The following is a 23,370-nucleotide window of genomic DNA, read 5'->3' on the forward strand; positions in this document are numbered from 1 at the left end:
GTGCTGCATATTTTAGAGCACATTAGAGAAACAATTAAAATTTTTTCTGTTCGCAATTTTATTTCATTTAATACTTGCAGACATTTTAAAAAGAAATCGACAAGCCAGCCGCACGCTGAAAAATCTTCGATTTTTCACTTCTTATGTGCTCTTTTAGCACATTTTATTTGTAAATCTTCTGATGTGACTTATGTGTTTAAAAACTCTCCCATTCTTCAATTCTAAGCACAAAAAATCCTCAACAAAAATGCTGAGGATTTTATTTTTATAAAACGCTTAATTAATTATGCGTTTGGTTCAATAGATACAAAAGATCTGTTGTTTGCTTTCTTTCTGAAAACTACTTTACCGTCTACAAGTGCGTGCAAAGTGTGATCTTTACCAATCCCAACGTTTTCACCCGGGTGGTGCTGAGTACCTCTTTGTCTTACAATAATGTTTCCAGCGATAGCGTCTTGTCCACCGAAAATCTTTACACCTAATCTTTTAGAGTGAGATTCTCTACCGTTCTTGGAACTACCGACTCCTTTTTTGTGTGCCATTTTAGTTTATGGTTTTTTGGTTAAACAATTATTCTGCGCCAGCTTCCTCAGTCTTAGGAGCTTTTTTCGCTTTAGTTTCTTTCTTAGCTCCGTCAAATCCTGTGATTCCAGTAATTTTGATCTGAGTTAATGACTGTCTGTGACCGTTCTTTACCTGATAACCTTTTCTTCTTTTCTTTTTGAAAACGATTACTTTATCAGCTTTTACATGATCAAGGATCTCTGCTTCTACAGTGATTCCGCTTACAGCTGGGGCGCCTACCGTGATTGCTCCGTTTACAGTAAGAAGTACTTTATCGAAAGATACCTTTCCTCCTTTGTCTCCTGCTAAACGGTTTACAAACAGTCTCTGGTCTTGCTCAACTTTATATTGAAGCCCTGCTATTTCTACAATTGCAAACATTGTTTATAAATTTTTAGTTATTTCGAGGTGCAAATGTACTGATTATTTATTGATTAACAAGATGATTTTTAGAAATTTTCTATTTTTTGTGAAGACTTAGTTCCAGGTGATTGTTGTTTCTTTTAAATCCTTCTCCCAAAGATTCTTCATAATACTTAATGATTTCTGCATTGTCTTTTATAATTCTGCCATCTCCAAAACTCACTTCCATCCTAGTATTTGGGCTTGAAAGCTTCTGTTTAATATCTTTGGCAGGATCATTTTTGTAGGAGAGATACAGTTTTTTGTACTGTTCCTGAGATATTTTCACACTTTTCAAATTATTCTCAGCTTCTTTTCTTAAACTTAAAATGTAATCCCAGCTATGATCTTTCTTTTCAAGTTTTTTATTTCCCTTCAATATGTAGCTGTGCGACTTCGTCTGATCTTCCAGTTTCACAATCAAGCCTGGCAAGCCATGAAATTTATAGGGTCCGTCGGGAAATGGCAAGTCTTTGGAAAACCAAGCTTCCCAGGTTCTTCCTCCAAATTTTGCTGTTGCTTTTTGGCAGTTGTAATTTTCAATCTTTGCAGTCTCCGGTAAAATATTCCATCTGATTTCTATTTTTTCTTCAACATTCAGATCGGTACGCTGGATTGATGTAAACCAGTTTATTTTGAATTCCGGATAAGATTTTTCTACAACATATTCAATATTCCAATCATGAATAGTTGAAGTGATGCTGTAATTACCGGGTGTTGCAACTCGCTGTTGGGCGATAGAAACATTGTCGGCAGAATCACTCGCAAACTTTGCCTGACCGTAGAAATAAGATTTTGCAGGCAAAATATCGAGATTCACAAACTCCTTTTTCAGGCTGTCAGTTCTCGTGGAATCTCTTCTCGATTGGTATTCGTAAATAAAACGGTTTCCCTGCGCAGAAAAATTGATCACAGTGAAAAATACCATTAGAAATACAAGTTTTAATTTCATTATTTGTTGATTTAATTTGTTTCTTAACGAAATTTTAACGGAAATATTTTATTTGTACTTTTGAAAAATATTCCACATTCAGATGAGCAGAGATCTTTATATTGATTTTGCGAAAGGTTTGGCGACGCTTTCCATTATTTTCATCCACACCGCATTTTGGTCGGGGCAGTTCTATATTCAGCCGGAAGTGAGAGTCTTTTCACTGGTTTTTGATGTTGCTCTTTTTTATGCTTTGAGTGGAATTACCTCAGGATCAAACATCGAAAAAACTTTTTACCGGTTACTGAAACTGCAGGTCACGTACATGATTTTTGTGACGTTGCTTTTCTTTTTAGATTATTTCTTTAAAATTTTCGGACTCACTTTCTTTTCTCTCGAGTGGCTGCAGAGCTTCTACTCTACTTTTGGATCAAAATACGCTGCAACAAGCATTTCAACAGTTCCGCAATGGCAGAATCTTGGGAATTGGTATCTGCACGAATACAATAATGCCGACACTTTTCCTGTTGTGATGGGAAGTTTCTGGTATCTGAAAGTCTATTTTATTTTAACTGTTTTCGGAGTTTTGATTTTAAAATTTTTCCCGAAACACGTCAACTGGTTTATCGGAATCTGCATCGCTTTAACTTTACTGTTCAATATCTTTCCTGAAATCTATCCAAACGGTCAGGTCGGATATGTAGCTTTTTATATGACCGTCTTCCTCGTTGCAAATAGAATGAAAGGCAAACAAATTCCTGCTAAAATGATTCCCGTTCTTTACGGCGCGGTTGCCGCAGCCTTAGTTTGGATGTTTCTTTATTTCGGAAATGATATTTTCTTTAAAATCAACAAACAGAAATTTCCACCAAAAATCCCGTACATTATCTGGTCATTATTTTCGTTGACGACACTTTTTGTTTTTTATAACAGATTAAAAATCACAAAAGAAAACTTCGTGACTTACATTGGCAAAAACGCAATTTTCTTTTATTTCGGACAGGGAATCAGTTCATCTTTAATTTATTTTTTGGTCGTGCCCATGAAAGAAACCATGCCCTGGTGGCTTTTGATGATCATAATTTATGTTTTCAATGTCATTTTAGCATTTATCATTTCAGCAGGATTAAAGAAATTTGATGCTTTCGGATGGAATATATTAGAATTTTTACGTAAAAAAACCGCTCAATAAAATTGAACGGTATTCATTAAATCGTTATTGTTAATCTCTTCTCTTTCTTCCACCCATTACCAAAGCGGCTATTAGAATAATAAACAGAACCGCACCGATAATAATGTACGTTGGGTCTGCGTACCACTCTTCGGTGTGTGTGGTTTTTGTGGTTGTGGTAACTTTAGAATCCACAGCTTCCTGTGCTGAGGCAAATGTACTCATGATTAAAGCCAGAATTGCTAATGCAGAACTCTGCATTTTTTTTGTAATTTCTGTAATTTCCATCGTTGATTTTTTTGTTTGTTAACGTAGTGTAAACCAACTCTGTGCCACTTACTTTACATGGAATTTTCAAATTAGAAATTTAGCATCATTCAATGTTAATTTTATTAATTAAATTTACCGAAATTTTTGAGTCATGTTTAAGCTGAAACTTCCTACCGACCCGAGGTGGGCAAATATTGCAGAAGGAAACCTTCAGGAAATCCTTACCGACCATGCGTGGTGCGAACAAAAGGCCGCTACCAACGCCATCGGACTGATTACGATGCTTCCTGAACGTCCGGATATTATATCTGAACTTTTACTAATTGCGCAGGAAGAACTTGAACATTTTGGACAGGTTTTGGAAATCATCAAAAAGCGCGGCTATACATTTGGGCGAACGAGAAAAGATGATTACGTTAACGAATTGGTCAATTTTATTCAAAAGGGTGGTCACAGAGACACTTTGATTGTTGATAAAATGCTCTTTGCAGCGATGATTGAAGCCAGAAGCTGTGAACGTTTTAAAGTTTTAACGGAAAATATTAAAGACGAAGAATTAAAAACATTTTACAGAGACTTAATGATTTCTGAAGCCAATCATTACACCACTTTTATAGGTTTCGCAAGAGAACTGGGTGATCCTGAACAGGTAAATGCGCGCTGGGAAGAATGGCTGGAATACGAAGCCACAGTCATCAAATCTTACGGAAACAAAGAAAGCATCCACGGATAAAAATCAGAATTGAAGAAACCAACATTTGAAACCGTAACCAATATCTTCCTGAAAAACTTTTTTCAGGGACTGATTATCATTGGACCTATCGGACTTACCATTTATGTGATCTGGTCGGTGATTACGTCTATCGACAATATCATTCCTTCGGTTGCAAAACAGATTCCAGGTTTGGTTTTTATCTCCGTTCTTTTAGTCACTGCTTTACTTGGATTTTTAGGAAATAAATTTGTCGTAGGTCGCTTTTTTGTTGATTCTATCGACAGACTTTTAGAAAAAATTCCAGGAATAAAGCATATTTATTCGCCGACGAAAGATGTGATGTCTTCATTTGTGGGCGATAAAAAAAAATTCAGCGATCCTGTCTGGGTAAAAACCAACGAAAATCCGGAAATCTGGAGAATAGGTTTTTTAACTCAGAGAGAAATGGACGTTGTTCAGAAAGACAATTATGTCGCGGTCTATCTTCCGCATTCTTATGCCATTTCAGGCTGGGTGATCGTCACTGAAGAAAAAAATATCAAACCCGTTGTGGGAATGAGCGCTGCTACGGCAATGAAATTTGCGGTAAGCGGTGGCGTGGCAGGTTTTCACTCTGATGACAATGTTTTTAAGGCTCCGGAATAGTCTTATTCATTCTATCAAAATATCGTTCTGATATTACTTCTTTTGTTGCAATTATTTTAATTCAATAAAAAACTTTTCTCCAAAAATCACAAAGTCTACAAAGCGAAATTATTTATTTAAATAAATGATTTACTGCAATTTAGAATTTAATTTAAATAAAAACTAACTATACAATAAAATCAAAAAAAGATGAGCAAAGTTGCAATCATTGGAGCCGGAGTTTCCGGTTTGAGCATGGCAAATTATCTTGAAAAAAATAATATTGACTATCATCTCTACGAAAGACGAACTCAAAATGATCTCAAAGGTCACGGTTTTATCCTTCCAAAAGAGGGAATTGAGTTTCTTTCAAACATCATCAACATCGAGGAGCTTTATAAAAGAGGAAGTTTCCTCAAAAAATACATTCACTACAATCAGGCAGGCGAAATCATGTCTGAAAAAGAACTGGATGATGTTTTTGTGGTTTCCAGAAGTGCTTTGATTGAAATTCTGGCAAACGAAATTCCATCAGATAAAATTTCCTACAAAACAACCATCGGACTGACTGGTTTTGAAAACGGAAAAGCACAAATTGAGATTGATGAAAACAACACAATAGAAGCCGACATCGTAGTCGCATCAGATGGCTCGCGAAGCAGAATCAGAAGAAAAATATTTCAGGACGAAACCATGAACGCTGTTCTGGAAAACGAAGTGGTAAATATCATTGAAGACGAAGAGCTCGCCAGCCAAATTGAAAGTAATTTCCTTAAATTTCACCACGAAAAAGGAGGTCTGACTTTCGGTGTTTTAAAACTTTCATCTACGAAAATCCTTTGGTATTGCCAGTTTGACATCACCAAATACTTCATCAACGAAGATTATGATGCTGATTCCATAAAACAGTTTATGCTCGAGAATTTTGGCGACTGGAACGAACTTTTAACCTCAATTATTGAAAGATCAAGCTACGAAAATGCACACATCTGGCGCGTTTATGAACTGGAAAAACTGAATCCTTTCTACCACCAGAACGTGGTATTTATCGGTGATTCTGCACATCCATTGATTCCTTTTACAAGCCAGGGCGTAACTTCAGCTTTGAAAGATTCTTTCACTTTGACCAATCTTTTAAAAGAAGGAAATAACCTTGAAGAAATCTTCAAAAAATATGAAGAAGAAAGAAGACCTGAAATCGATATTCATATCAACAATGGCAGAATTTTATTGAACCAGTTTCTTTTACCATTAAGCGAGCAGCCGAAAAACACTTTACCAATTTCATACAAATAAGCAATGTTTACAAACAACGATATCAACTTCGAAGCCCTGAAACGGAAGGCCTACAACGGCAGATGGGCAACTCTGGAAGACGGAATTATTCCTTTAACGGCAGCCGATCCGGACTTCAGAATGTCGCCTGTAATCGAGCAGGGAATTATTGAATATATTAAAGACGGATATTTAAGTTACGGTCCGTTTTCCGGCTTGCCTGAGTTTAAAAAAAGTGTTGCAGAACATTTTAACAGCGGCAAAAACGGAAATTTCACTCCTGAAAATGTTTTGGCTGTCAACAGTGCTGCGATGGGAATGTATATGGTAGCCAACTATGTTTTGAATCCTGGTGATGAAGCCATTATTTTTGACCCGGTAGATTTTTTGTTCAAAAAAACAGTGGATGCTGTCGGTGGAAATATAAAACTCTGTGCAGTAGATTCTAAAACCGGAGACATTGATCTTGAAATGTTGGTCTTATTGATCGGTCCTAAAACCAAAATGATCAGCATCTGCAACCCGCACAATCCGGTTGGACGGGTTTATTCAAAAGAAATTCTGATTAAAATCTCCGAAATCGCCGCGGCACACGACCTTTGGGTAATGAGCGACGAGATCTGGAGCGATATTGTTTACGACAAAAAAGAATTCAACACCTATTCTTCTGTTTCTGAAGCTGCAAAAAAGAAAAGTTTTACTGTTTTCGGCTTCTCAAAATCGTATGGAATTGCAGGTTTAAGAATTGGTGCTGTTCTGTGCAACGACCAGGATCTTTTGGATGATTTTACAGAAAAATCTCAATTCAATTCTACCATTGAAGGGGTTTCTACATTATCTCAGATAGCCGCAAGTGTTGCAATTGATAAAGCTAAACCATGGTTTAATGATTTTCTTGCACATCTTCAAAGCAACAGAGATTTTGCTTACAATAAGCTGAAAAACTCAGGAATTTTAACCCCAAACTTACCTGAAGCTACTTTTGTCATTTTCCCAAAAATAGAAAATGGAATGTCGAGTGACGAGTTTGCTCAACATGTTTTGAAGCAAGGCAAAGTAGCCATTGTTCCAGGCTCGGAACGTTGGTTTGGAAAAGGTGCAGAAGGGCATGTGAGAATTTGTTTTTCAACTTCGCAGGAGATTTTGGAAGAGGGTCTGGATAGGATTTTGAAGAGTTTTTAAGTTTAACAATAAATTAAAAAGTGGCTGAATCCGTTGATTCAGCCACTTTTTTTTATCTGATTGCAATTTATTTCTTAGAAATTCTATACAATTTCCCACTATCCGTCACTCCATAAAGATTTCCATCCATTCCATTCAAAACATCCCTGAATCTTTCTTTCTGGTCTAAAAGCAAACGCTCTTCACCGACTACTTTATTATCTTTCAAAACGATTCTATTAATGTGTTGTCCACTCAGACAGGCGATGAAAAGGTTGTTTTTCCATTCTTCAATATTTCCGGTGTAGAAAGTGACGCCGCTTGGAGAAACTACGGGATCCCAATAATAAACAGGCTGTTCGGTTCCGGCTTTTTGAGTTGTCCCGTTGTTGATCTTGTCGCCGTTATATTCAATTCCATACGTTACAACGCCCCAACCGTAATTTTTTCCGGGTTGGATGAGATTAATCTCGTCGCCACCTCTCGGTCCCATTTCGATGTCCCAGAGCTGACCTTTTTCATCCAAAGCCAAACCCTGAGGACTTCTGATTCCGAAAGCGTAGATTTCAGGTTTGTAACCGGCTTTTCCAATGAATGGATTTCCCTCGGCAGGTTTTCCGTCTTTGGTAATTTTTAGAATTTTACCTAAATAATTATCGGTTTTCTGGGCATAAACTCTCGTTTCTTTATCTGACCTTTCACCGGTGCTCACAAATAAATTTCCGTCTTTATCAAATTGAAGTCGGCTTCCGTAATGTTTATCGCCATCATAAGTTGGTGTTGCCCTAAAAATGACTTTTACCTCAGAAATATTTTTGAGGTCTGCAGATAATTTTCCTTTGGCAACTGCGGTGTGATTTCCCTCTCCATAAGGTTCAGAATAGCAGAAGTAAATCATTTGATTTGTTTTAAAATCGGGATCTAAAGCTACATCGAGCATTCCACCCTGACCTTTGTCATCCACTTTTGGGAAACCTTCAATTTTAGAAACCGTTTTTCCGTCCGCCGAAACTACATTAATGAATCCTGATTTTTCGGTAATTAAAAAGCGCCCGTCAGGAAGATTGATGATTCCCCATGGTTTTCCGAGTGAGGTATTGAGGATTTCTACGTTGTAAGGTGTAGTAGTTTTTACGGGAGCGATTCGCGTTTGCCCGTCAAATGCAGGTTTGTAGTTCGTATTGGGTTTTTCTTCCTTAGCGGATGGTTCGCTGGGTTTCCCTTTTCCCTGACACGAAACGATGGTGGTGGCAGAAGCTAATAAAATGGGTAATAGAATCTTATTCATAATTAATTTTTAAGGTGTAATATGTTAAAGACGAAAAATAATGCCATAAAAATTTGTTCAATTAAAATTTTACTCTACATTTGTAGAGCAAAATATAAACTTGTAGAATATGAATGAAATAAAACTGACCGATTCGGAGAAAACTTTAATGGAAATTCTCTGGGAAAAAGAGAAAGCTTTTATGAAAGAAATTCTTGAAGCTTATGACGCTCCGAAACCCGCCACTACCACGGTTGCAACACTTCTCAAAAGAATGCAGAACAAAGATCTGGTGGGCTTTACGCTGTACGGAAATTCAAGAGAATATTTCCCTAAAGTAGCGAAAAGTGATTACTTTAAAGACGAAATGACAACCATGATTGACCGCTTTTTCAATTCTTCGGTTACACAATTTGCATCGTTCTTTACGTCAAATTCCAAACTGACGCAGAAAGATTTGAAAGAACTTCGGGACATCATTGATCAACAGATAAAAAAATAATTATGGAAACTTTAGTTTTAAAAATCGTAATCTGTTCAGGGATTTTACTCGGATTGTACCATTGGTTTTTGGCAAAGGAAAAGACATTTGTGTTCAACCGTTTTTATCTGATTTTTTCGATAATTTTTTCTCTTAGTATTCCGTTTTTTACGATTGAATTGCCAAAATTGAATGAAGAAAAACCATCGTTAATAATTGAACAGGAAATTCCTCAACATGTTTTAGCAGGACAGATTGCTGAAGAAAAAAGCTTTGATTTTACACAAATCCTTTTGGTTATATATTGTCTTGTTGCTATAATTTTCATGCTTAAATTTCTTCTTTCAGTTTTAAAAATTAAAAATTTAAAGGGTAGAAAAATAATTTATAAGGGCAAAAAGATCGTTTTACTAAAGAGAGATTTGGCACCTTTCAGCTTTTGGAATACAATTTATATCTCAGAAAAATCTTTCAATGATACCGGAATTGACGAACGTGTTTTCCTGCACGAGGAAATTCATATTCAACAGAAACATTCACTGGATTTGGTTTTTATCGAACTGACAAAAGCCGTTTTCTGGATCAATCCTTTCTTTTATTTCTATAAAAATGCGATGGTCAACAACCACGAATTTCTCGCTGACGAAGAGGTTATCAATAAAAAAACTGACATTAAAAACTATCAGGAACTGATTTTACAGGAAGTTCTGAAGCAACAAAACTTATCTCTGACTCATCAGTTTAATTTTAACAATACTAAAAAACGATTTATTATGATGACAAAACAAAATTCAAAATTTGCCAAGGTAAAAAAGTTTTTGGCAGTACCCGTTTTTGCAATTGCTGCGTTTGCGTTTGCTGAGAAAGTGTATGGCAACAACACTACGGAAAATACTGTATCAAATTCAAAAACATCAAAAATTATTGAGTTTAAAGTAAATAATGATGCGATTACTGAATATCTGAAGATGTCAGAAAAATACGATGACATCATCAAGACCAAAGATTTCGAAAGGTTTCAAAAAGAAGTTCCGGCCGCTGAAAAGAAGAAATTTCTTGAGCTTTTTAACAAAATTAATATTTTAGATCATAGTAAAATACCTTTTTGGATTAGCTATGATGAAATAGTAAAACAAGTTCCAACCCAGAAACAACTAAATCAGTTTTTGGATTCAAAATATAAAATCAATCTGAATCATCAAAATGTAGATAATAATGTTTTAAAGAGCTATAAAAATACAGACTTCTACTCTGTTTACACTGTAAAAGTTCAACCTAAAAATTCTGAATATGGAAAATATCAAACTTACGTTGTATTGTACACCAATAATTTTGCAAAAAAATATAATGCTGAAAAAAAGATGATTGTAAGTTTTACAGTAAATCAAAATGAGTATAAGAAAGCGCTTGAAGCAGATACAATTTCGCCAAAAAAGAGTAAAGAAGCAAAACTTTCTGAAAACCAAAGAAAAAATGCTGACAAAACAATTGTTGAAGATTTTTCGGAGACCAAAACTATCCCACCACCTCCACCTCCTTCGGCAAATTTTGTGCAGGCAGATTTTCCGGGAGGAATACATGATTTAAGAGTAAAGATTGCAGAAAACTTTGATTCGTCACTTTTCGATAAAAAGACAGGAATTATTTCAACATCAATATTTATTTCAGTTGACGAGAATGGTAAGACCACAGATGTAATAGCAGATGGCGAAGATACAGCATTCAATACTGAAGCTGTACGGACTGTAAAATTGGCAACAAACACTAAAGTCTGGAAACCAGCCAAAGATAATGGCAAAAATGTAAAAACTGTTTTTAAACTACCTTTGAAAATGAAATTTGAAGCACCTCAACCTCAAAAATAAATGCAATATGAAATTTTGTGCATTTTTGATTTTAAGTCTTGTCTTTTACAGTTGCTCCGGAAATCACTTCAGTAATTACTCAAAATACAATACCAAAGCCTATTGCTATGAAGACCAGCAATATCTCTGCATCAGTAATGACAGTTTGAAATTGAAGTACGTGAGTTTTGGTGGATTTAAATTTGCTTCAAGCGAAGAAGAATTTAAAAAATTAAATAAGAAAAAACCAAAATTTAAAAATATTCTTCTCTACGGCGACGACAGATACATCAACACAGAATATTATGTTTTGATTGATAATAAAAAGAGAAAGAAAGGCTTTGTCTACAAAGACAGCATCATCGGGAAAACTCATCTTACAATCGCTGTAAACGACTCTTGCCATGAAGCAAATAAAAAGTTTCTTCTAAAAGGTTTGAGAAATTTATAATTTTGAAAGCGTTCTGAAAAAATTCAGAACGCTTTTTTCATTTTGAAATGTCTGTAAATTATGATTTCACTCTCGTCCAAACTCTTTTTTATTTCCTAAATTTGTTCAATGCAATTCAAACTTCAATCAGAGTACCAACCGACCGGAGATCAGCCTACTGCCATCGAAAAACTGACAGCAGGAATCGAAATTGGCGAAAAATATCAAACCCTTCTTGGGGTAACCGGTTCGGGAAAGACGTTTACTGTTGCCAATCTCGTCAATAATGTACAAAGACCCACTTTGGTTCTTGCACACAACAAAACTTTGGCGGCACAGCTTTTCATGGAATTTAAAGAATTTTTTCCTGAAAATGCGGTTGAATATTTTGTGAGTTACTACGACTATTATCAGCCTGAAGCTTATATCGCAAGTTCTGGAACGTATATTGAAAAAGATTTGAGCATCAACGAAGAAGTTGAAAAACTGAGACTTTCTGCGATTGCAAGTTTGCTTTCAGGAAGAAGAGATATTTTGATTGTTGCCTCAGTATCATGCATTTATGGTGTTGGAAATCCGGCCGAATTTCATAAGTCTTTAATTTCATTGGAAATTGGTGAGAAAACTACGAGAACCGCACTGCTTCATTCTTTAGTAAATGCACTGTATTCCAGGACACTCAGCGACTTCCAAAGAGGTACGTTTCGGGTAAAAGGCGATGTGATTGATGTTTTTCCGGCATACGCTGATAACGGAATCAGAGTGCAGTTTTTTGGAGACGAGATTGAAAAAATTCAGAGTTTTGATCCTGTTTCCGGTAATGTAACTTCCAATTTTGAATCTATTCAAATCTATCCTGCCAATCTTTTTGTTACCACCAAAGATACACTTAATGGTGCTGTGAGAGAAATTCAGGATGATATGGTAAAACAGGTTGATTTTTTTGCCTCGATTGAAAAACCGCTTGAAGCCAAAAGATTGCAGGAAAGAACAGAACTTGATCTTGAAATGATTAAAGAATTGGGTTATTGCTCCGGGATTGAAAACTATTCCCGCTACCTTGACGGCAGACTTCCAGGAACGCGGCCTTTTTGTCTTTTAGATTATTTTCCCAAAGATTTCCTGATGGTGATTGACGAAAGTCACGTTACCGTTCCTCAGGTTCATGCCATGTACGGAGGCGACAGAAGCCGTAAAGAGGCATTGGTGGAATATGGCTTCCGACTTCCCGCAGCGATGGACAACCGACCTTTAAAATTCGAGGAGTTTGAAGCCATTCAAAACCAGGTCGTTTATGTTTCTGCAACTCCCGCAGATTACGAAATGGAAAAAACAGGCGGTGAATATATTGAGCAGATCATCAGACCAACCGGACTTTTGGATCCTATTATTGAAGTGAGACCATCCTTAAATCAGATTGATGATTTGATGGAAGAAATCAACAAAAGAGCAGAATTAGACGAGAGAGTTTTGGTAACAACTTTAACCAAGAAAATGGCTGAAGAACTGACTAAATATTTCACAAAATTTGGTATCAGAACACGTTATATTCACTCTGATGTGGAGACTTTAGAGCGAATTCAGATTATGCATGATCTTCGTGTAGGTCTTTTTGATGTTTTAATTGGTGTAAATTTATTAAGAGAAGGTTTAGATTTACCCGAAGTTTCACTTGTCGCAATTTTGGATGCTGATAAAGAAGGAATGCTGAGAAGCAGAAGATCAATGATTCAAACCGTGGGTCGTGCTGCAAGAAACATCAATGGCAGAGCCATTATGTATGCCGATAAAATCACAAAATCGATGCAGGCAACTTTGGATGAAACCGAATACAGAAGAAGCAAGCAAATAGCTTATAACGAAGAACATGGCAAAGTTCCGACCGCTTTGAACAAGAAAATTTCAGAAAATCTGGTGGGAAGAAGTAAAGATTTCCCGGATGAAAAATATACGCAGAAAGAAATCACTCAAAAAGTTGCTGAAACGAAAGCAAATTATTCTACAGAGGATGTGGCAAAAATCGTTCAGCAAAAACAGAAAGAAATGGAAGCTGCTGCAAAGAATTTAGACTTTATAAAAGCCGCAAAACTGCGTGATGAAATCGAAGCTCTGAAAAACTAACGTTTAGGAAGCAAAAATTTATAAAACTTAAGAATTTTTTTCATTTTTCGCTTGCGAACCATTCCGTTGATGGCCTGGGTGATTCTGTTGAAACAATAATCTCCGGATGTGCCTACGAGTTTCGCGTATTCGTTACTTATTGTTTTAATTACTTCTGTATCAGAAGTTAAACGCGCAAAATTATTTAATCTTTTATCTAAATTCATCTCCTGATGAAAGCTCATACGGTTGAGATCTACCATATAAAATCGGTTGATTCCATTTTCATTTTTTATAATGAAATTCCCAGGCGCATTGTCTAAGAACTCGAATCCCTGCTCATGCAGACGAAACATTAAATGAGCATATTCTCTGATAATTTTTTCTCTATCTGGAAAAGAATGATTGACGATGACCTCCATCAAAGTAGGCGAATCTTCGAGCTGCTGACTGATGTAATAGCTTGACGTCACACCCCAAAAGTCAAAATTTTCGATATAAGCAATCGGTTCAGGCGTTTGAAATCCTTTGCTTAAAAGCAGTTGAGCATACTCAAAAGAGCGTCTGGCTTTTGATTTTCTGTAGTATTTATAAACATGTCGGTTGATAACATTGTGCTGTTTGAAAGACTTAAAATTGAATCTTTCGCCATTAATATCAAAGATTTTCACCACATTCCTGCTTCCGGGGCCAATAAGAATTCCACCCGTTTTAAAATTATTTAAAACATCTAAAATCTTACTCTCAAGATGACGGAAACCTTCAGCATAAAAACTCTTCATAATGACATGTTTATTTAATTCCTTAGAGGATATTCTTTAATAAATTGATGATTTCATCGGTAGAATGTTGGTTGGTATTTACCGAAAAGCTCCCTTCGTTGTAAGGTTTATAAACTTCTTCTTCGGTAACCATAAAAAGCCCTACCGTTGGTGTATTTACAGCACTCGCCAAATGCATTACACCGTTGTCTGCAGCGATAAAAACTTCGCAATTGGTAATAAATCCGCCCATTTCACGGATGTCTTTACTGTAAAAAGACGGAGCGCGGAAATTGATTTTAGAAATATTTTCTACCGGCAAAAGCTCTACAATATTGTAATTTGGAAATGCAGTCTCTAATTTTTCGTAAAAAGTATTCCACCATTCTTCCGAATAACATTTTGCTCCTGTAGCATTGGTAAAAAGACAGATAGATTTTTTGTCATTTTTCACCAGATCTGTCAGCTTTTTTTTGCCCTCTTTAACTTCTGCATCGCTCAGTTTTATATCTAAATCCGGTATTTTAGAATTGCTTCTGTCAATATCCAAATGACTTAAAAAATCTCTCAAACTGTAAATTGAATTTTTTGCAGCATGACGGTAATCCGAAAATTTTGATGCTGATTTTTCGTCAGTATCTCCAAAAACTTTATACTCACCCCGAGCCATAGAAGTTGACAATTTGCCTGAAGAAGAGCCATAACTGGCATTAATGACCAAATCGTACTTTCTGCTTTTCAGCGTTGCCCAACCTTTTATGTATTGAAACAAACTGCTGAAAGGTTTTTTGGGAAGCTGAATAATACGGTCTATATTTATATAATTCTGATAAATGATTGGTGTAATTCCACCTTTAACAAAAAGATCAACCTTAGCATCCGGAAAAGTCTCAATAACTTCCTGTACCAAAGGAGAAAGCAACAATAAATTTCCAAGCCTGTGGTTGGGTCTGGAAATCAATATCTTTTTGATCGGGATATTTTTATGTACAATACTTTCTGCATGTGATTTACCAACGTTTTTGGTAAGCCCTCTCATCAAAGACCTTCTGGCCGCATTTACTTTTTTAGATACTTTCATTTAGAGAAATAAAAACATCCTGCAAAGGTCGGAAATAATTTTGAATGAATCTAATTAATTCCTGAGAGGTCTAAGCAAATCTGTAAGCCCATTAATTTTAATTTCGTAAACCGTTGAAAGCTGCATTCCCAGTTTCCCTGCGGGCATTCCTTTTCTATGCATCCATTCAAGATAATTTACCGGAATATCAGCTAGAATCGTTCCTTTATATTTGCCGAAAGGCATCTTTACTACACATATTTCCTGAAGAATTTCAGGTCTCAATCCATCCATTTACTATACAATCAAATCAATTTTGTTTTCAAGTTCCTCATCTTTATCTGAAAGCAGAATTTCTTTGGAGTCATCTTCAGAAAATTCGTTTCTGTAAACCTGAATCAGGAGCAAAGTTAAAGAAACCATAATTGGCCCGAAAACCAGCCCCATAAACCCGAAAAGATTCATCCCCATAATGATTCCGAAAACGGTATTTAAAGGGTGAATATCTTCCAGTTTTTTAAGTAAAGTAAATCTTAATAAATTATCCGTAATTCCAACTACAATTAAGCAATATGCTGCCAAACCTAAACCTGCTCCAGTGTTTCCTTCTGCAAACATAAAAATACAGATTGGAACATAAATAATCGCTGCTCCAACCACCGGAATCATTGACGCGGCAGCCGTTAAAGCAAATAAAAGTATTGGACTCGGTGCTCCGAAAATGAAATAACCAATCAAAGCGATGATCCCCTGACCTAAAGCCACAACAGGAATTCCGATCGCATTGGCCATTATGAGCTTACGCATTTTCTCACCGATCAACGAAACATTTGATCTTTTCAAAGGTGCAGCTGAACCTAAAATTCTTTCAAAAAAACGTGGTTTCTCAAACATGAAATAGAGAATGAAATACATCGACATAATCACGGTCAGCGTATTTACAGTTCCGCTGAGTGCCGAAGTAGAGAATCTTCCTGCAGCAGTTTTCAGCTTTGTCATGTTTTCGTTGCTAAGAAGGTCAATTTTGGTTTTAGAATAAACAAAATCATGTATTTTATCAATAAAAACGTTGAATTTCGTCATGTATGCCTGTGCATTTCCCAATTTTTCAATTAAAAGATCGGCGATAAAGTAAATCGGCAAAACAATCACAAGAAGACTCGCCAACATCAGAAGTAGAGCCGCTGCCCAAGGTTTCCATTTTTTTTCTTCCTGAAGATAAAAATTGTACTTCCTGCAAACGACGTAAATCGTAATTGCTCCCAGAACTGAAGGGATAAACAGCGCAAGGTTAAAACATATTAAAGCAACCATCGTAATAATGATTGCTAAAAGAAAAACCTGCTTGATTTTTGTGCCGCTGATTTGCTCGTTGGTATTCATGATTTTAATTTTTTTAAATCTGTCTTGGCTTTCCACAATACGCACAGTATGCAGAATACATGACAACATAGATAAAGGGGATAGTAAAAACTATACCAATACAACAAAGTATAAATCCTGCGATACTTAAAAGACCACCCAAAAGACTTACGCCAAGAAAAACACCATAGTCTTCTTTGGCGATATTAAAGGTCTTGCCGATCGCCTCAGTTGCTGAAAGATTTTCAAATAAAAGAGATGGCAGACCCAAAAGAAACAGCGGAAAGACAAATAAAAAAGGGAATCCGCACATGGCGAGTGAGATATAGTATATAATTGTAGTGATCAAGCCATACAGCAACGTCTGCCCAAGATTCTGACGGTAACCAATAAACAAATCATTGAAATCAATTAGTTGGTTGTTATTGAATTTGTTGGTGACATAAATTAATCCTAGATAAAGTGGAGTAAGTGCAATGTTGAGCAAACCGGTTGAAGAGTAATAAAATTTCACTTCAGAATTTCTCCACAGTCTGCTTTCTGCATCATCAAAATCATTGAAACTGTCGAAATCGGTCCAGAGGCTGAAGCCCGTGATCAACTGCAATATAAAATCAGCTACAAAATAAATAATCATCACGACTAAGCCGTAGAGAAAAACACCTTTATACATTTCAAAGGCGTGCGAAATGATGGCGCCGGTATTTCTTGCGGGGGCCTTTCCCTGCTCGTCAAATTCGTCAAATTGAGACATCGTTGTTTAGATTTTATGGTTACTCAAATATAATTTATTTCAACCACAAAAAAACACTAAACTTCGCCCAAATCTTTCTTATTCTGCTCGAGAATATTTTTATAAAGTGAATAAATCATCGCATTCCAGAAAGGAAATGTGAAAAGACCGCCAATAAATAAGAACAGAAATCCTGCATAACAGAAAATCAAAGCAACCAAAACACATACAAAAATTTCCAGAAAATTATTCTTTAAAGCTTTCCAGCCGATTGCTACAATTTCTATGATTCTTTTGTTCTCGAAGAACATTAGTGGGGCGGCAAAAATCGTCAGTATTACCCAAAATACCGGTAAAACTAATGTTACTCCGATGATTGTATAGAAAAATATCCAAAAAATATAGAAGCTTATGAACTTAAAGAAATTAATTCCGATATAGCCTGCAAATAAATCATTTATACCAACTTCCTCATTCATATCCATCTTTTTATAAATCTGATAAAAACCAATATTTAAAGGATAAAGAAAGATTCTTACACCTATCATTCCCAAAAGATAATACTGATAGTTTTCTGAATCTTTCAAAACAGCAATTGCGGTCTGAAGATTTTCTAAACCTTTTGGTCCTGCTTCCTGATATTCTAAAAACGCAGTTTGAAGTCCTTGAATTAATTCGAATTTAAAGCCGAAATAGTAAAGACCTGTTATAAATATTCCAAAATAAATTATCGAAAACATTAGCTGTAAGCCGAAAGTTTTACTCCAATAAGAAAAAGCCTGCTTTAAAATAAAATCGATTCCCGCTTTTTGGGGATATTGTTGCTGCATTAGAAAATAATTTATGCAAAAGTAAACATCAATAACTACTTTTGCGGAATGTTTTTGGCAAATCATCCAAATTTTAAAAGAATGGATGAACTTTCACAAAAGAAAGTTCCGTTTTTCTTCATGACCGATTTTCTATGTGAAAATGTTTTGGTTTATACTGAAAGCGAACTTAATAATTCAGGTTTACTAATTGATTTTCAATCCTATTCAAACACGAATACTAAAGATGATTTAAATAAAAAAGCAGAACTAAAATCTTTTCCCGAAAGCATGGAGACTTTCCAAAAAGGATTTGATCATGTACAAAACAATCTTCGGTTAGGCAACTCATACTTAACCAATTACACCCGAAAAACAGAGATTGAAACCAATCTGACTTTAAAGGAAATTTTTTATCATTCTCAGGCCAAATACAAAGTGTTATCTGAAGATTTTTTCGTATTTTTTTCTCCTGAAACTTTCGTTAAAATCATTGACGGCAAAATACTGACCTATCCAATGAAAGGCACTATTGATGCATCTTTAGATAATGCCGCCGAAGTTTTGAAAAATGATCCTAAAGAAAAAGCAGAACATTATACCGTAGTCGATCTTCTGAGAAACGACTTAAGCATGGTAGCTGATGATGTGAAAGTGGATAAATTTCAGTTTATTGATTTTTTGAAAACCAAACAGAAAGATCTTTACGCCATGAGTTCAGAAATCTCAGGAAATCTGAAGCCGGAATTTAAAGGCAAAATAGGAAGCATAATCCAGAAACTTCTTCCTGCTGGCTCAATTTTAGGAGCTCCAAAACCCAAAACTCTTGAAATTATTCTGGAAGCAGAAGGTTTCGACCGGGGATATTACACCGGAGTTTGTGGCTGGTTTGACGGTGAAAATCTTGACAGCTGCGTGATGATAAGATTTATTGAAAAAGAAAACAACAAACTCTTTTTCAAAAGTGGTGGCGGAATTACCCACATGAGCAAATTAGAAGACGAGTACGAAGAAATGAAAAACAAAATCTATGTCCCAATTCATTGAAAGCATAAAAGTAGAAGACCAGAAAATTTTTCTTGCCGATCTTCATCAGAAAAGAATTAACGATACTTTTTCCCACTTCGGAAAAAGCGATCCAATCGACCTGCAAAAGATTTTTAATCATCTGGAGCATGACGAAGACGGTTTGTACAAACTTCGTCTGGTTTACGATTTAGACAAAAAGATCCGCACCCAGATGATTCCGTATGCGATTCCTGAGATTCATAGTTTTCAGTTGGTGGAAAACAACAGCTACGACTACTCTTTTAAGTTTGAAGACCGTAAGGAACTTGAAAAAATGAAGATGAAATCTAAATCTGAAGAGATTATCATTGTAAAAAACAATCATATCACAGATACTTCTTTTTCTAATATTTTATTTAAAAAAGGAAAAGACTGGTTCACGCCAAGCACTTATCTTTTAAATGGTGTTCAGCGTCAGCATTTGCTGAAATCAAAGAAAATCAAAGAGACAGAAATCACTTTACAAAACATCAAAGAATTTTCTCATTTTCAGCTGATTAATGCATTGAATGACTTTGATGACATGTTTATTTACCCCATCGATAAAATCGTTAATCTACCTGGTAATGAGGATTATTTGGATTTTTAAAACTTAAAATTTTCAATTCTTAATCTCAGACTCAACCTTAACCTTAACCTTAACCTCAAAAACTACAACGATTTAAAATAAGTTTTCAAGATCTCAGCATTGCTTTTTCCTGCCGTTACAACTTCCAGAATTTTAGGCTGGATGTCGGCTTTAAAGAAATTATCCATCACACGGTCAAGCGTCATTTCATCTTCCACTTTTGTGTAGGCGAAACCGAAATGTTTGGCTAAAAATTCAACATTTTTGTGGTGTTTTGTAGCAATGAATTCGTCTACCGTATTTGAATTGGCATTTCCCGGTCCCGGAATGATTTTAAAAATATTCCCTTCTCCATTATTAAAGATTATAATTCTTGTAAATGGCGGAATATATTGATTCCAAAGACCATTGATGTCGTACATAAAACTCAGATCTCCGGTAAGCAAAAGCGTTGGTTTTTCATTTTTTATAGCGAAACCCATTGCTGTAGAAGTACTGCCGTCGATGCCGCTCGTTCCACGGTTGCAGTAGATTCTTCTCTTTCCGAAATCAAACAATTGCGCATATCGAATTGCCGATGAATTACTGAAATGCACATTGTAATTTTCAGGAATACTCTGCGAAACTTTATTGAAAAAATAAAAGTCTGAATACTCAGCCAAATTGAGAAACTTCTCGTGTTTTAAATCTTTTTTATCCCTCAAAACATCCCAAAGATTATAATATGGTTTCGGCTCCAATGTTGCAAAATTCAAAAGTTTTGAAAAGAATAATTCAGGTTTAATCTCAATTTTCTGCGTCAGTGCAAAATAAGTGTCGGGTTGCCAAACCTCATCCAAATGCCAATGCTGCTTCGGATGTGCGTTTCTTAAAAACTGTTTTACCCTTTTTGAAACCACATTCTGCCCTACTGTAATCAAAAGATCGGGAGCATATTGTCTGTAATCCTCTTCTGTAAAACCAGTGATGTATCTGTCGATATGTTTAAAGAACTTTTCATGATAAAGATTGGAATTGGCTTCACACAAAACAACAACGGTATGATTTTTTACCAGCTGCGTCAGTTGATTTTCAAGTTCGGCACTGTAATCTCTGGTTCCCACCAAAATCATGATTCGCTGAGACGTATTCCAGTCGGCAGTGAGATTGGATGGCATTTCATATTCTTTCTGGCGGATGGTATGTTCTACAGAAGAAAAAGTGGGTAATTCAGAAACAAGCTCGTACAAAGGTTCTTCCAAGGGAATATTGATATGTACGGGACCTTTCTTCTCAAAACAAAGCTCGATGGCTTTTTTGATGATTTCAGAATTAATGCTTTCCGCATCATCTTTAGAATCTTCCAACAGCTGAAAATCTCCGTAAGAATGCTGATGAAAAAGATTATTCTGGCGAATGGTCTGTCCATCAAAAATATCGGTATAATCCGTCGGGCGGTCTGCCGTTAAAATTAATAAGGGAATATTTGAATAAAAAGCTTCTGTTACCGCAGGATAATAATTAGCAGCAGCAGAACCACTTGTACAGGTGATTATCACAGGTTTTTTCTCACTCATCGCCATTCCCATTCCTACAAACGCTGCACTTCTTTCATCAACAATCGAGAAACAGTTGAAACTGTCGATTTCAGAAAAATGAATCGCCAAAGGAGCGTTTCTCGATCCCGGCGAAATAATAATATCTGAAATTCCGTACTGCTGAAGAAGATGTGCAAGAATCTGCACACTGCGTTTAGAAGAATATTTTTTCATGTGAAAATTTCTGTTGTTAGATCAATGTAATCGCTTTAGCTCTTTCTAAATTTAGGTAAGATGTTAAACTGCGATTTCAAAAAACAAATTTAATCTTTAAAAATTTAATTATAAAATGATTCGGGATGAGTTTTATTTTCTTTCAGGATTAAAATACCAGTATATAACTCTGAAATAATTAAAAAAATAGATAGGGAAAAATGCGATAAAGATGGCAAGCAGAAAACTTTTCCAAAAGTCTGCAGACCATTCAGAGTGGAGAAAAAACTCAATGATGTATAATCCAAATATAACTACCGGAACAATAAATCCGTTGATTTTTGATTTTTTCAAGTATAAGACCGCGGTTGAAACAATATAAAGTATTGCAAATCCAAAAAAATCAATGATAAAAAGCAAAGAACTTCCGTGACCTCCAAAATTCTTCATTTGTTCTGTAAAATAGGCTTCTGCCATAAGAAGAATCACTGCACCCACAATAAAATCTAAAATAAAATTGATGAGCAGTTCTTTTCGGCAAAGATACTTATAGGCTACGATAAAGCAAAGCAGAAGAATGGCTATGAGAGGTCTGGAAAATTCAAGAATCATAATATTTTATAATTGAATTTGTGGGATTAATTATCAGTAGATATGTAGAATAAGTCTAATTTATCATTAAATTAAAAATATTTTTCAATTTTAGCTTATATAGACTTTCATCAAAAAACTTCTCATCAGGTTTTGTATCAAAACTAATATTATCATCAATAATCTCAGAAACCCCTATAAAATCTTCAAATTGAATGACATAAAATTTCTCTTTATACCAAATATCCAACATTATTGCTCCTGATGAGCATTTAGTAAACTCATATCTAATAAACATTTGATCAAGCAACTTGATTGTATAAAGAAACATGATTTCAATTCTAATCATCATATAATAAATTAGATTAACATTATATAAATTCACATGCAAAAAACAAGGACTTAATCTTCTAAATTTAAAGATTTAAATCTAATCAATATAATCTAAATTCTGTAAATTAGCCCCACGTAAAATTTCTATAAAATGGATAAAATACCTAGTGTAGACCTGCGTGATTTCCTTTCGGACAACCCGGAACGCAAACAGAAATTTGTAAATGAAATCGGAAAAGCTTACGAAGAAATTGGTTTTGTCGCCTTAAAAGGACATTTCCTTGATGATCAACTCGTAGACAATCTTTATGGAGAAGTGAAAAACTTCTTTGAACTTCCCACAGAAACAAAACAAAAGTATGAAATCCCCGGCATCGGCGGACAGCGTGGCTATGTAGGTTTCGGAAAAGAAACTGCAAAAGGCTTTAAAAAAGGTGATCTGAAAGAGTTTTGGCATTTCGGACAATACGTTTCGGATGACTCTAAGTACAAAAGCGAATATCCTGACAACGTAATTGTAGATGAGCTTCCAAAATTCAATGAAGTAGGCAAAGAAGCCTACCAAATGCTTGAAAAAACCGGAAAATATGTTTTGAGAGCCCTCGCTTTATATCTTGGTCTTGACGAGTTTTATTTTGACGACAAAATTGCGGAAGGTAATTCTATTTTAAGACCTATTCATTATCCGCCAATTACTCAGGAGCCGGATGATGCGGTAAGAGCAGCTGCTCACGGAGACATCAACCTCATCACTCTTTTGATGGGTTCTCAGGGAAAAGGACTTCAGGTTCAAAACCATAAAGGCGAATGGATCGATGCCATTGCCGAACCGGACGAACTGATGATCAACGTTGGAGACATGCTGTCAAGACACACCAACAACAAACTGAAATCTACGATTCACAGAGTGGTAAATCCACCAAGAGAATTGTGGGGAACTTCAAGATATTCCATCCCTTTCTTTATGCATCCGGTGAGTGAAATGTCGCTGAATGCTTTAGAAAACTGTGTAGATGAAAACAATCCTAAGCTGTATGAGGATACAACCGCCGGAGAATTTTTACACGAAAGATTAATTGAACTGGGATTGATAAAAAAATAGAAAAAACCGCTCTTTTGG

The 23,370-nt window shown here is 35.6% G+C and carries 25 protein-coding genes and 1 pseudogene; 12 read left to right on the forward strand and 14 right to left on the reverse strand.

Features of this window, described 5'->3' with window-relative positions; genetic code table 11:
- Nucleotides 1-284: 284 nt before the first annotated feature.
- The 3 genes and pseudogenes from rpmA to AC2A1G_RS06870 form a co-directional block, all read right to left on the reverse strand.
- Nucleotides 285-542: a 50S ribosomal protein L27 gene (rpmA, locus tag AC2A1G_RS06860; protein WP_056083481.1), complete on the reverse strand. Its 258-nt coding sequence runs from the start codon at nt 540-542 to the stop codon at nt 285-287.
- 52 nt (nt 543-594) lie between these two features.
- Nucleotides 595-945, reverse strand: a pseudogene (rplU, locus tag AC2A1G_RS06865) (50S ribosomal protein L21); the annotation flags it as partial.
- A gap of 79 nt (nt 946-1,024) precedes the next feature.
- A complete protein-coding gene (locus tag AC2A1G_RS06870; protein ID WP_484046185.1) occupies nt 1,025-1,918 on the reverse strand; it encodes a GLPGLI family protein in 894 nt (297 codons plus the stop codon).
- 82 nt (nt 1,919-2,000) lie between these two features.
- Here AC2A1G_RS06870 and AC2A1G_RS06875 point away from each other — a divergent pair, with 82 nt between their 5' ends.
- Nucleotides 2,001-3,089: an acyltransferase family protein gene (locus tag AC2A1G_RS06875; protein WP_484046186.1), complete on the forward strand. Its 1,089-nt coding sequence runs from the start codon at nt 2,001-2,003 to the stop codon at nt 3,087-3,089.
- Nucleotides 3,090-3,119: 30 nt separating this feature from the next.
- On the opposite strand, the gene AC2A1G_RS06880 is transcribed toward AC2A1G_RS06875, so the two are convergent.
- A complete protein-coding gene (locus AC2A1G_RS06880; RefSeq protein WP_484046187.1) occupies nt 3,120-3,356 on the reverse strand; it encodes a hypothetical protein in 237 nt (78 codons plus the stop codon).
- Between the two features lie 133 nt (nt 3,357-3,489).
- Between AC2A1G_RS06880 and AC2A1G_RS06885 the strand changes: the two genes are divergently transcribed.
- The 4 genes from AC2A1G_RS06885 (at nt 3,490) to AC2A1G_RS06900 (ending at nt 7,134) form a co-directional block, all read left to right on the forward strand.
- Complete coding sequence (locus AC2A1G_RS06885; RefSeq protein ID WP_484046188.1) at nt 3,490-4,071, forward strand: MiaE family protein; 582 nt, start codon at nt 3,490-3,492, stop codon at nt 4,069-4,071.
- A gap of 9 nt (nt 4,072-4,080) precedes the next feature.
- Nucleotides 4,081-4,698, forward strand: coding sequence for a DUF502 domain-containing protein (locus AC2A1G_RS06890; protein WP_484046189.1), 618 nt, complete (start codon nt 4,081-4,083; stop codon nt 4,696-4,698).
- 189 nt (nt 4,699-4,887) lie between these two features.
- Nucleotides 4,888-5,973: an FAD-dependent oxidoreductase gene (locus tag AC2A1G_RS06895; RefSeq protein WP_484046190.1), complete on the forward strand. Its 1,086-nt coding sequence runs from the start codon at nt 4,888-4,890 to the stop codon at nt 5,971-5,973.
- A 3-nt stretch (nt 5,974-5,976) separates the two neighbouring features.
- Nucleotides 5,977-7,134 carry a pyridoxal phosphate-dependent aminotransferase gene (locus AC2A1G_RS06900; RefSeq protein WP_484046191.1) on the forward strand — a complete coding sequence of 386 codons (1,158 nt, stop codon included), beginning with the start codon at nt 5,977-5,979 and terminating at the stop codon, nt 7,132-7,134.
- A gap of 67 nt (nt 7,135-7,201) precedes the next feature.
- Here AC2A1G_RS06900 and AC2A1G_RS06905 read toward each other — a convergent pair whose 3' ends face one another.
- Complete coding sequence (locus tag AC2A1G_RS06905; protein WP_484046192.1) at nt 7,202-8,401, reverse strand: PQQ-dependent sugar dehydrogenase; 1,200 nt, start codon at nt 8,399-8,401, stop codon at nt 7,202-7,204.
- Between the two features lie 109 nt (nt 8,402-8,510).
- Between AC2A1G_RS06905 and AC2A1G_RS06910 the strand changes: the two genes are divergently transcribed.
- The 4 genes from AC2A1G_RS06910 (at nt 8,511) to uvrB (ending at nt 13,256) form a co-directional block, all read left to right on the forward strand.
- Entirely contained in the window at nt 8,511-8,882 is a 372-nt protein-coding gene (locus tag AC2A1G_RS06910) for a BlaI/MecI/CopY family transcriptional regulator (RefSeq protein ID WP_262150352.1), read from the forward strand.
- 2 nt (nt 8,883-8,884) lie between these two features.
- The gene (locus AC2A1G_RS06915) at nt 8,885-10,726 is read left to right on the forward strand and encodes a M56 family metallopeptidase (RefSeq protein WP_484046193.1); all 1,842 of its coding nucleotides are present in this window, start codon (nt 8,885-8,887) and stop codon (nt 10,724-10,726) included.
- Nucleotides 10,727-10,733: 7 nt separating this feature from the next.
- Nucleotides 10,734-11,156, forward strand: a complete 423-nt coding sequence (locus tag AC2A1G_RS06920; protein WP_484046194.1) for a hypothetical protein — start codon at nt 10,734-10,736, stop codon at nt 11,154-11,156.
- Nucleotides 11,157-11,264: 108 nt separating this feature from the next.
- Nucleotides 11,265-13,256, forward strand: a complete 1,992-nt coding sequence (gene uvrB, locus AC2A1G_RS06925; RefSeq protein WP_484046195.1) for an excinuclease ABC subunit UvrB — start codon at nt 11,265-11,267, stop codon at nt 13,254-13,256.
- Here the strand turns inward: uvrB and AC2A1G_RS06930 are convergent.
- The 6 genes from AC2A1G_RS06930 to AC2A1G_RS06955 are packed head-to-tail and all read right to left on the reverse strand — an operon-like array spanning nt 13,253 to nt 17,981.
- Nucleotides 13,253-14,017: a lipopolysaccharide kinase InaA family protein gene (locus AC2A1G_RS06930; RefSeq protein ID WP_484046196.1), complete on the reverse strand. Its 765-nt coding sequence runs from the start codon at nt 14,015-14,017 to the stop codon at nt 13,253-13,255. The genes uvrB and AC2A1G_RS06930 overlap by 4 nt on opposite strands.
- A gap of 22 nt (nt 14,018-14,039) precedes the next feature.
- The gene (locus tag AC2A1G_RS06935; RefSeq protein WP_484046197.1) at nt 14,040-15,077 is read right to left on the reverse strand and encodes a glycosyltransferase family 9 protein; all 1,038 of its coding nucleotides are present in this window, start codon (nt 15,075-15,077) and stop codon (nt 14,040-14,042) included.
- A gap of 54 nt (nt 15,078-15,131) precedes the next feature.
- Nucleotides 15,132-15,341: a DUF3820 family protein gene (locus AC2A1G_RS06940; protein WP_484046513.1), complete on the reverse strand. Its 210-nt coding sequence runs from the start codon at nt 15,339-15,341 to the stop codon at nt 15,132-15,134.
- A 12-nt stretch (nt 15,342-15,353) separates the two neighbouring features.
- Entirely contained in the window at nt 15,354-16,439 is a 1,086-nt protein-coding gene (locus AC2A1G_RS06945; RefSeq protein ID WP_484046198.1) for an AI-2E family transporter, read from the reverse strand.
- Between the two features lie 13 nt (nt 16,440-16,452).
- The gene (locus AC2A1G_RS06950; RefSeq protein WP_484046199.1) at nt 16,453-17,172 is read right to left on the reverse strand and encodes a beta-carotene 15,15'-monooxygenase; all 720 of its coding nucleotides are present in this window, start codon (nt 17,170-17,172) and stop codon (nt 16,453-16,455) included.
- A 56-nt stretch (nt 17,173-17,228) separates the two neighbouring features.
- Nucleotides 17,229-17,981 carry a DUF2189 domain-containing protein gene (locus AC2A1G_RS06955; protein ID WP_484046200.1) on the reverse strand — a complete coding sequence of 251 codons (753 nt, stop codon included), beginning with the start codon at nt 17,979-17,981 and terminating at the stop codon, nt 17,229-17,231.
- Between the two features lie 48 nt (nt 17,982-18,029).
- Here AC2A1G_RS06955 and AC2A1G_RS06960 point away from each other — a divergent pair, with 48 nt between their 5' ends.
- Nucleotides 18,030-19,007, forward strand: coding sequence for an aminodeoxychorismate synthase component I (locus AC2A1G_RS06960; protein ID WP_484046201.1), 978 nt, complete (start codon nt 18,030-18,032; stop codon nt 19,005-19,007).
- Nucleotides 18,991-19,617: an aminotransferase class IV gene (locus AC2A1G_RS06965; protein WP_484046202.1), complete on the forward strand. Its 627-nt coding sequence runs from the start codon at nt 18,991-18,993 to the stop codon at nt 19,615-19,617. Before AC2A1G_RS06960 ends, AC2A1G_RS06965 begins: the two co-directional genes overlap by 17 nt.
- Before the next feature lie 62 nt (nt 19,618-19,679).
- On the opposite strand, the gene menD is transcribed toward AC2A1G_RS06965, so the two are convergent.
- From menD to AC2A1G_RS06980, 3 genes are all read right to left on the reverse strand, one after another.
- Entirely contained in the window at nt 19,680-21,347 is a 1,668-nt protein-coding gene (menD, locus tag AC2A1G_RS06970; protein WP_484046203.1) for a 2-succinyl-5-enolpyruvyl-6-hydroxy-3-cyclohexene-1-carboxylic-acid synthase, read from the reverse strand.
- A 132-nt stretch (nt 21,348-21,479) separates the two neighbouring features.
- The gene (locus tag AC2A1G_RS06975; RefSeq protein WP_484046204.1) at nt 21,480-21,938 is read right to left on the reverse strand and encodes a hypothetical protein; all 459 of its coding nucleotides are present in this window, start codon (nt 21,936-21,938) and stop codon (nt 21,480-21,482) included.
- Nucleotides 21,939-21,993: 55 nt separating this feature from the next.
- Nucleotides 21,994-22,266 (reverse strand): hypothetical protein, encoded by a 273-nt coding sequence (locus AC2A1G_RS06980; protein WP_484046205.1) that lies wholly within the window; start codon nt 22,264-22,266, stop codon nt 21,994-21,996.
- A gap of 135 nt (nt 22,267-22,401) precedes the next feature.
- Here AC2A1G_RS06980 and AC2A1G_RS06985 point away from each other — a divergent pair, with 135 nt between their 5' ends.
- Nucleotides 22,402-23,352, forward strand: a complete 951-nt coding sequence (locus AC2A1G_RS06985; RefSeq protein WP_484046206.1) for an isopenicillin N synthase family dioxygenase — start codon at nt 22,402-22,404, stop codon at nt 23,350-23,352.
- Nucleotides 23,353-23,370: the final 18 nt, after the last annotated feature.

Source organism: Chryseobacterium sp. HNCC26DJ240 (genome assembly GCF_057180485.1).

Bases quoted from the DNA above. Each gene is read 5' to 3' on its own strand.
- rpmA (WP_056083481.1), bottom strand. From the start codon at position 542: ATGGCACACAAAAAAGGAGTCGGTAGTTCCAAGAACGGTAGAGAATCT.
- AC2A1G_RS06870 (WP_484046185.1), bottom strand. From the start codon at position 1,918: ATGAAATTAAAACTTGTATTTCTAATGGTATTTTTCACTGTGATCAAT.
- AC2A1G_RS06875 (WP_484046186.1), top strand. From the start codon at position 2,001: ATGAGCAGAGATCTTTATATTGATTTTGCGAAAGGTTTGGCGACGCTT.
- AC2A1G_RS06880 (WP_484046187.1), bottom strand. From the start codon at position 3,356: ATGGAAATTACAGAAATTACAAAAAAAATGCAGAGTTCTGCATTAGCA.
- AC2A1G_RS06885 (WP_484046188.1), top strand. From the start codon at position 3,490: ATGTTTAAGCTGAAACTTCCTACCGACCCGAGGTGGGCAAATATTGCA.
- AC2A1G_RS06895 (WP_484046190.1), top strand. From the start codon at position 4,888: ATGAGCAAAGTTGCAATCATTGGAGCCGGAGTTTCCGGTTTGAGCATG.
- AC2A1G_RS06900 (WP_484046191.1), top strand. From the start codon at position 5,977: ATGTTTACAAACAACGATATCAACTTCGAAGCCCTGAAACGGAAGGCC.
- AC2A1G_RS06905 (WP_484046192.1), bottom strand. From the start codon at position 8,401: ATGAATAAGATTCTATTACCCATTTTATTAGCTTCTGCCACCACCATC.
- AC2A1G_RS06910 (WP_262150352.1), top strand. From the start codon at position 8,511: ATGAATGAAATAAAACTGACCGATTCGGAGAAAACTTTAATGGAAATT.
- AC2A1G_RS06915 (WP_484046193.1), top strand. From the start codon at position 8,885: ATGGAAACTTTAGTTTTAAAAATCGTAATCTGTTCAGGGATTTTACTC.
- AC2A1G_RS06920 (WP_484046194.1), top strand. From the start codon at position 10,734: ATGAAATTTTGTGCATTTTTGATTTTAAGTCTTGTCTTTTACAGTTGC.
- uvrB (WP_484046195.1), top strand. From the start codon at position 11,265: ATGCAATTCAAACTTCAATCAGAGTACCAACCGACCGGAGATCAGCCT.
- AC2A1G_RS06930 (WP_484046196.1), bottom strand. From the start codon at position 14,017: ATGAAGAGTTTTTATGCTGAAGGTTTCCGTCATCTTGAGAGTAAGATT.
- AC2A1G_RS06935 (WP_484046197.1), bottom strand. From the start codon at position 15,077: ATGAAAGTATCTAAAAAAGTAAATGCGGCCAGAAGGTCTTTGATGAGA.
- AC2A1G_RS06945 (WP_484046198.1), bottom strand. From the start codon at position 16,439: ATGAATACCAACGAGCAAATCAGCGGCACAAAAATCAAGCAGGTTTTT.
- AC2A1G_RS06950 (WP_484046199.1), bottom strand. From the start codon at position 17,172: ATGTCTCAATTTGACGAATTTGACGAGCAGGGAAAGGCCCCCGCAAGA.
- AC2A1G_RS06955 (WP_484046200.1), bottom strand. From the start codon at position 17,981: ATGCAGCAACAATATCCCCAAAAAGCGGGAATCGATTTTATTTTAAAG.
- AC2A1G_RS06960 (WP_484046201.1), top strand. From the start codon at position 18,030: ATGTTTTTGGCAAATCATCCAAATTTTAAAAGAATGGATGAACTTTCA.
- AC2A1G_RS06965 (WP_484046202.1), top strand. From the start codon at position 18,991: ATGTCCCAATTCATTGAAAGCATAAAAGTAGAAGACCAGAAAATTTTT.
- menD (WP_484046203.1), bottom strand. From the start codon at position 21,347: ATGAAAAAATATTCTTCTAAACGCAGTGTGCAGATTCTTGCACATCTT.
- AC2A1G_RS06975 (WP_484046204.1), bottom strand. From the start codon at position 21,938: ATGATTCTTGAATTTTCCAGACCTCTCATAGCCATTCTTCTGCTTTGC.
- AC2A1G_RS06980 (WP_484046205.1), bottom strand. From the start codon at position 22,266: ATGATTAGAATTGAAATCATGTTTCTTTATACAATCAAGTTGCTTGAT.
- AC2A1G_RS06985 (WP_484046206.1), top strand. From the start codon at position 22,402: ATGGATAAAATACCTAGTGTAGACCTGCGTGATTTCCTTTCGGACAAC.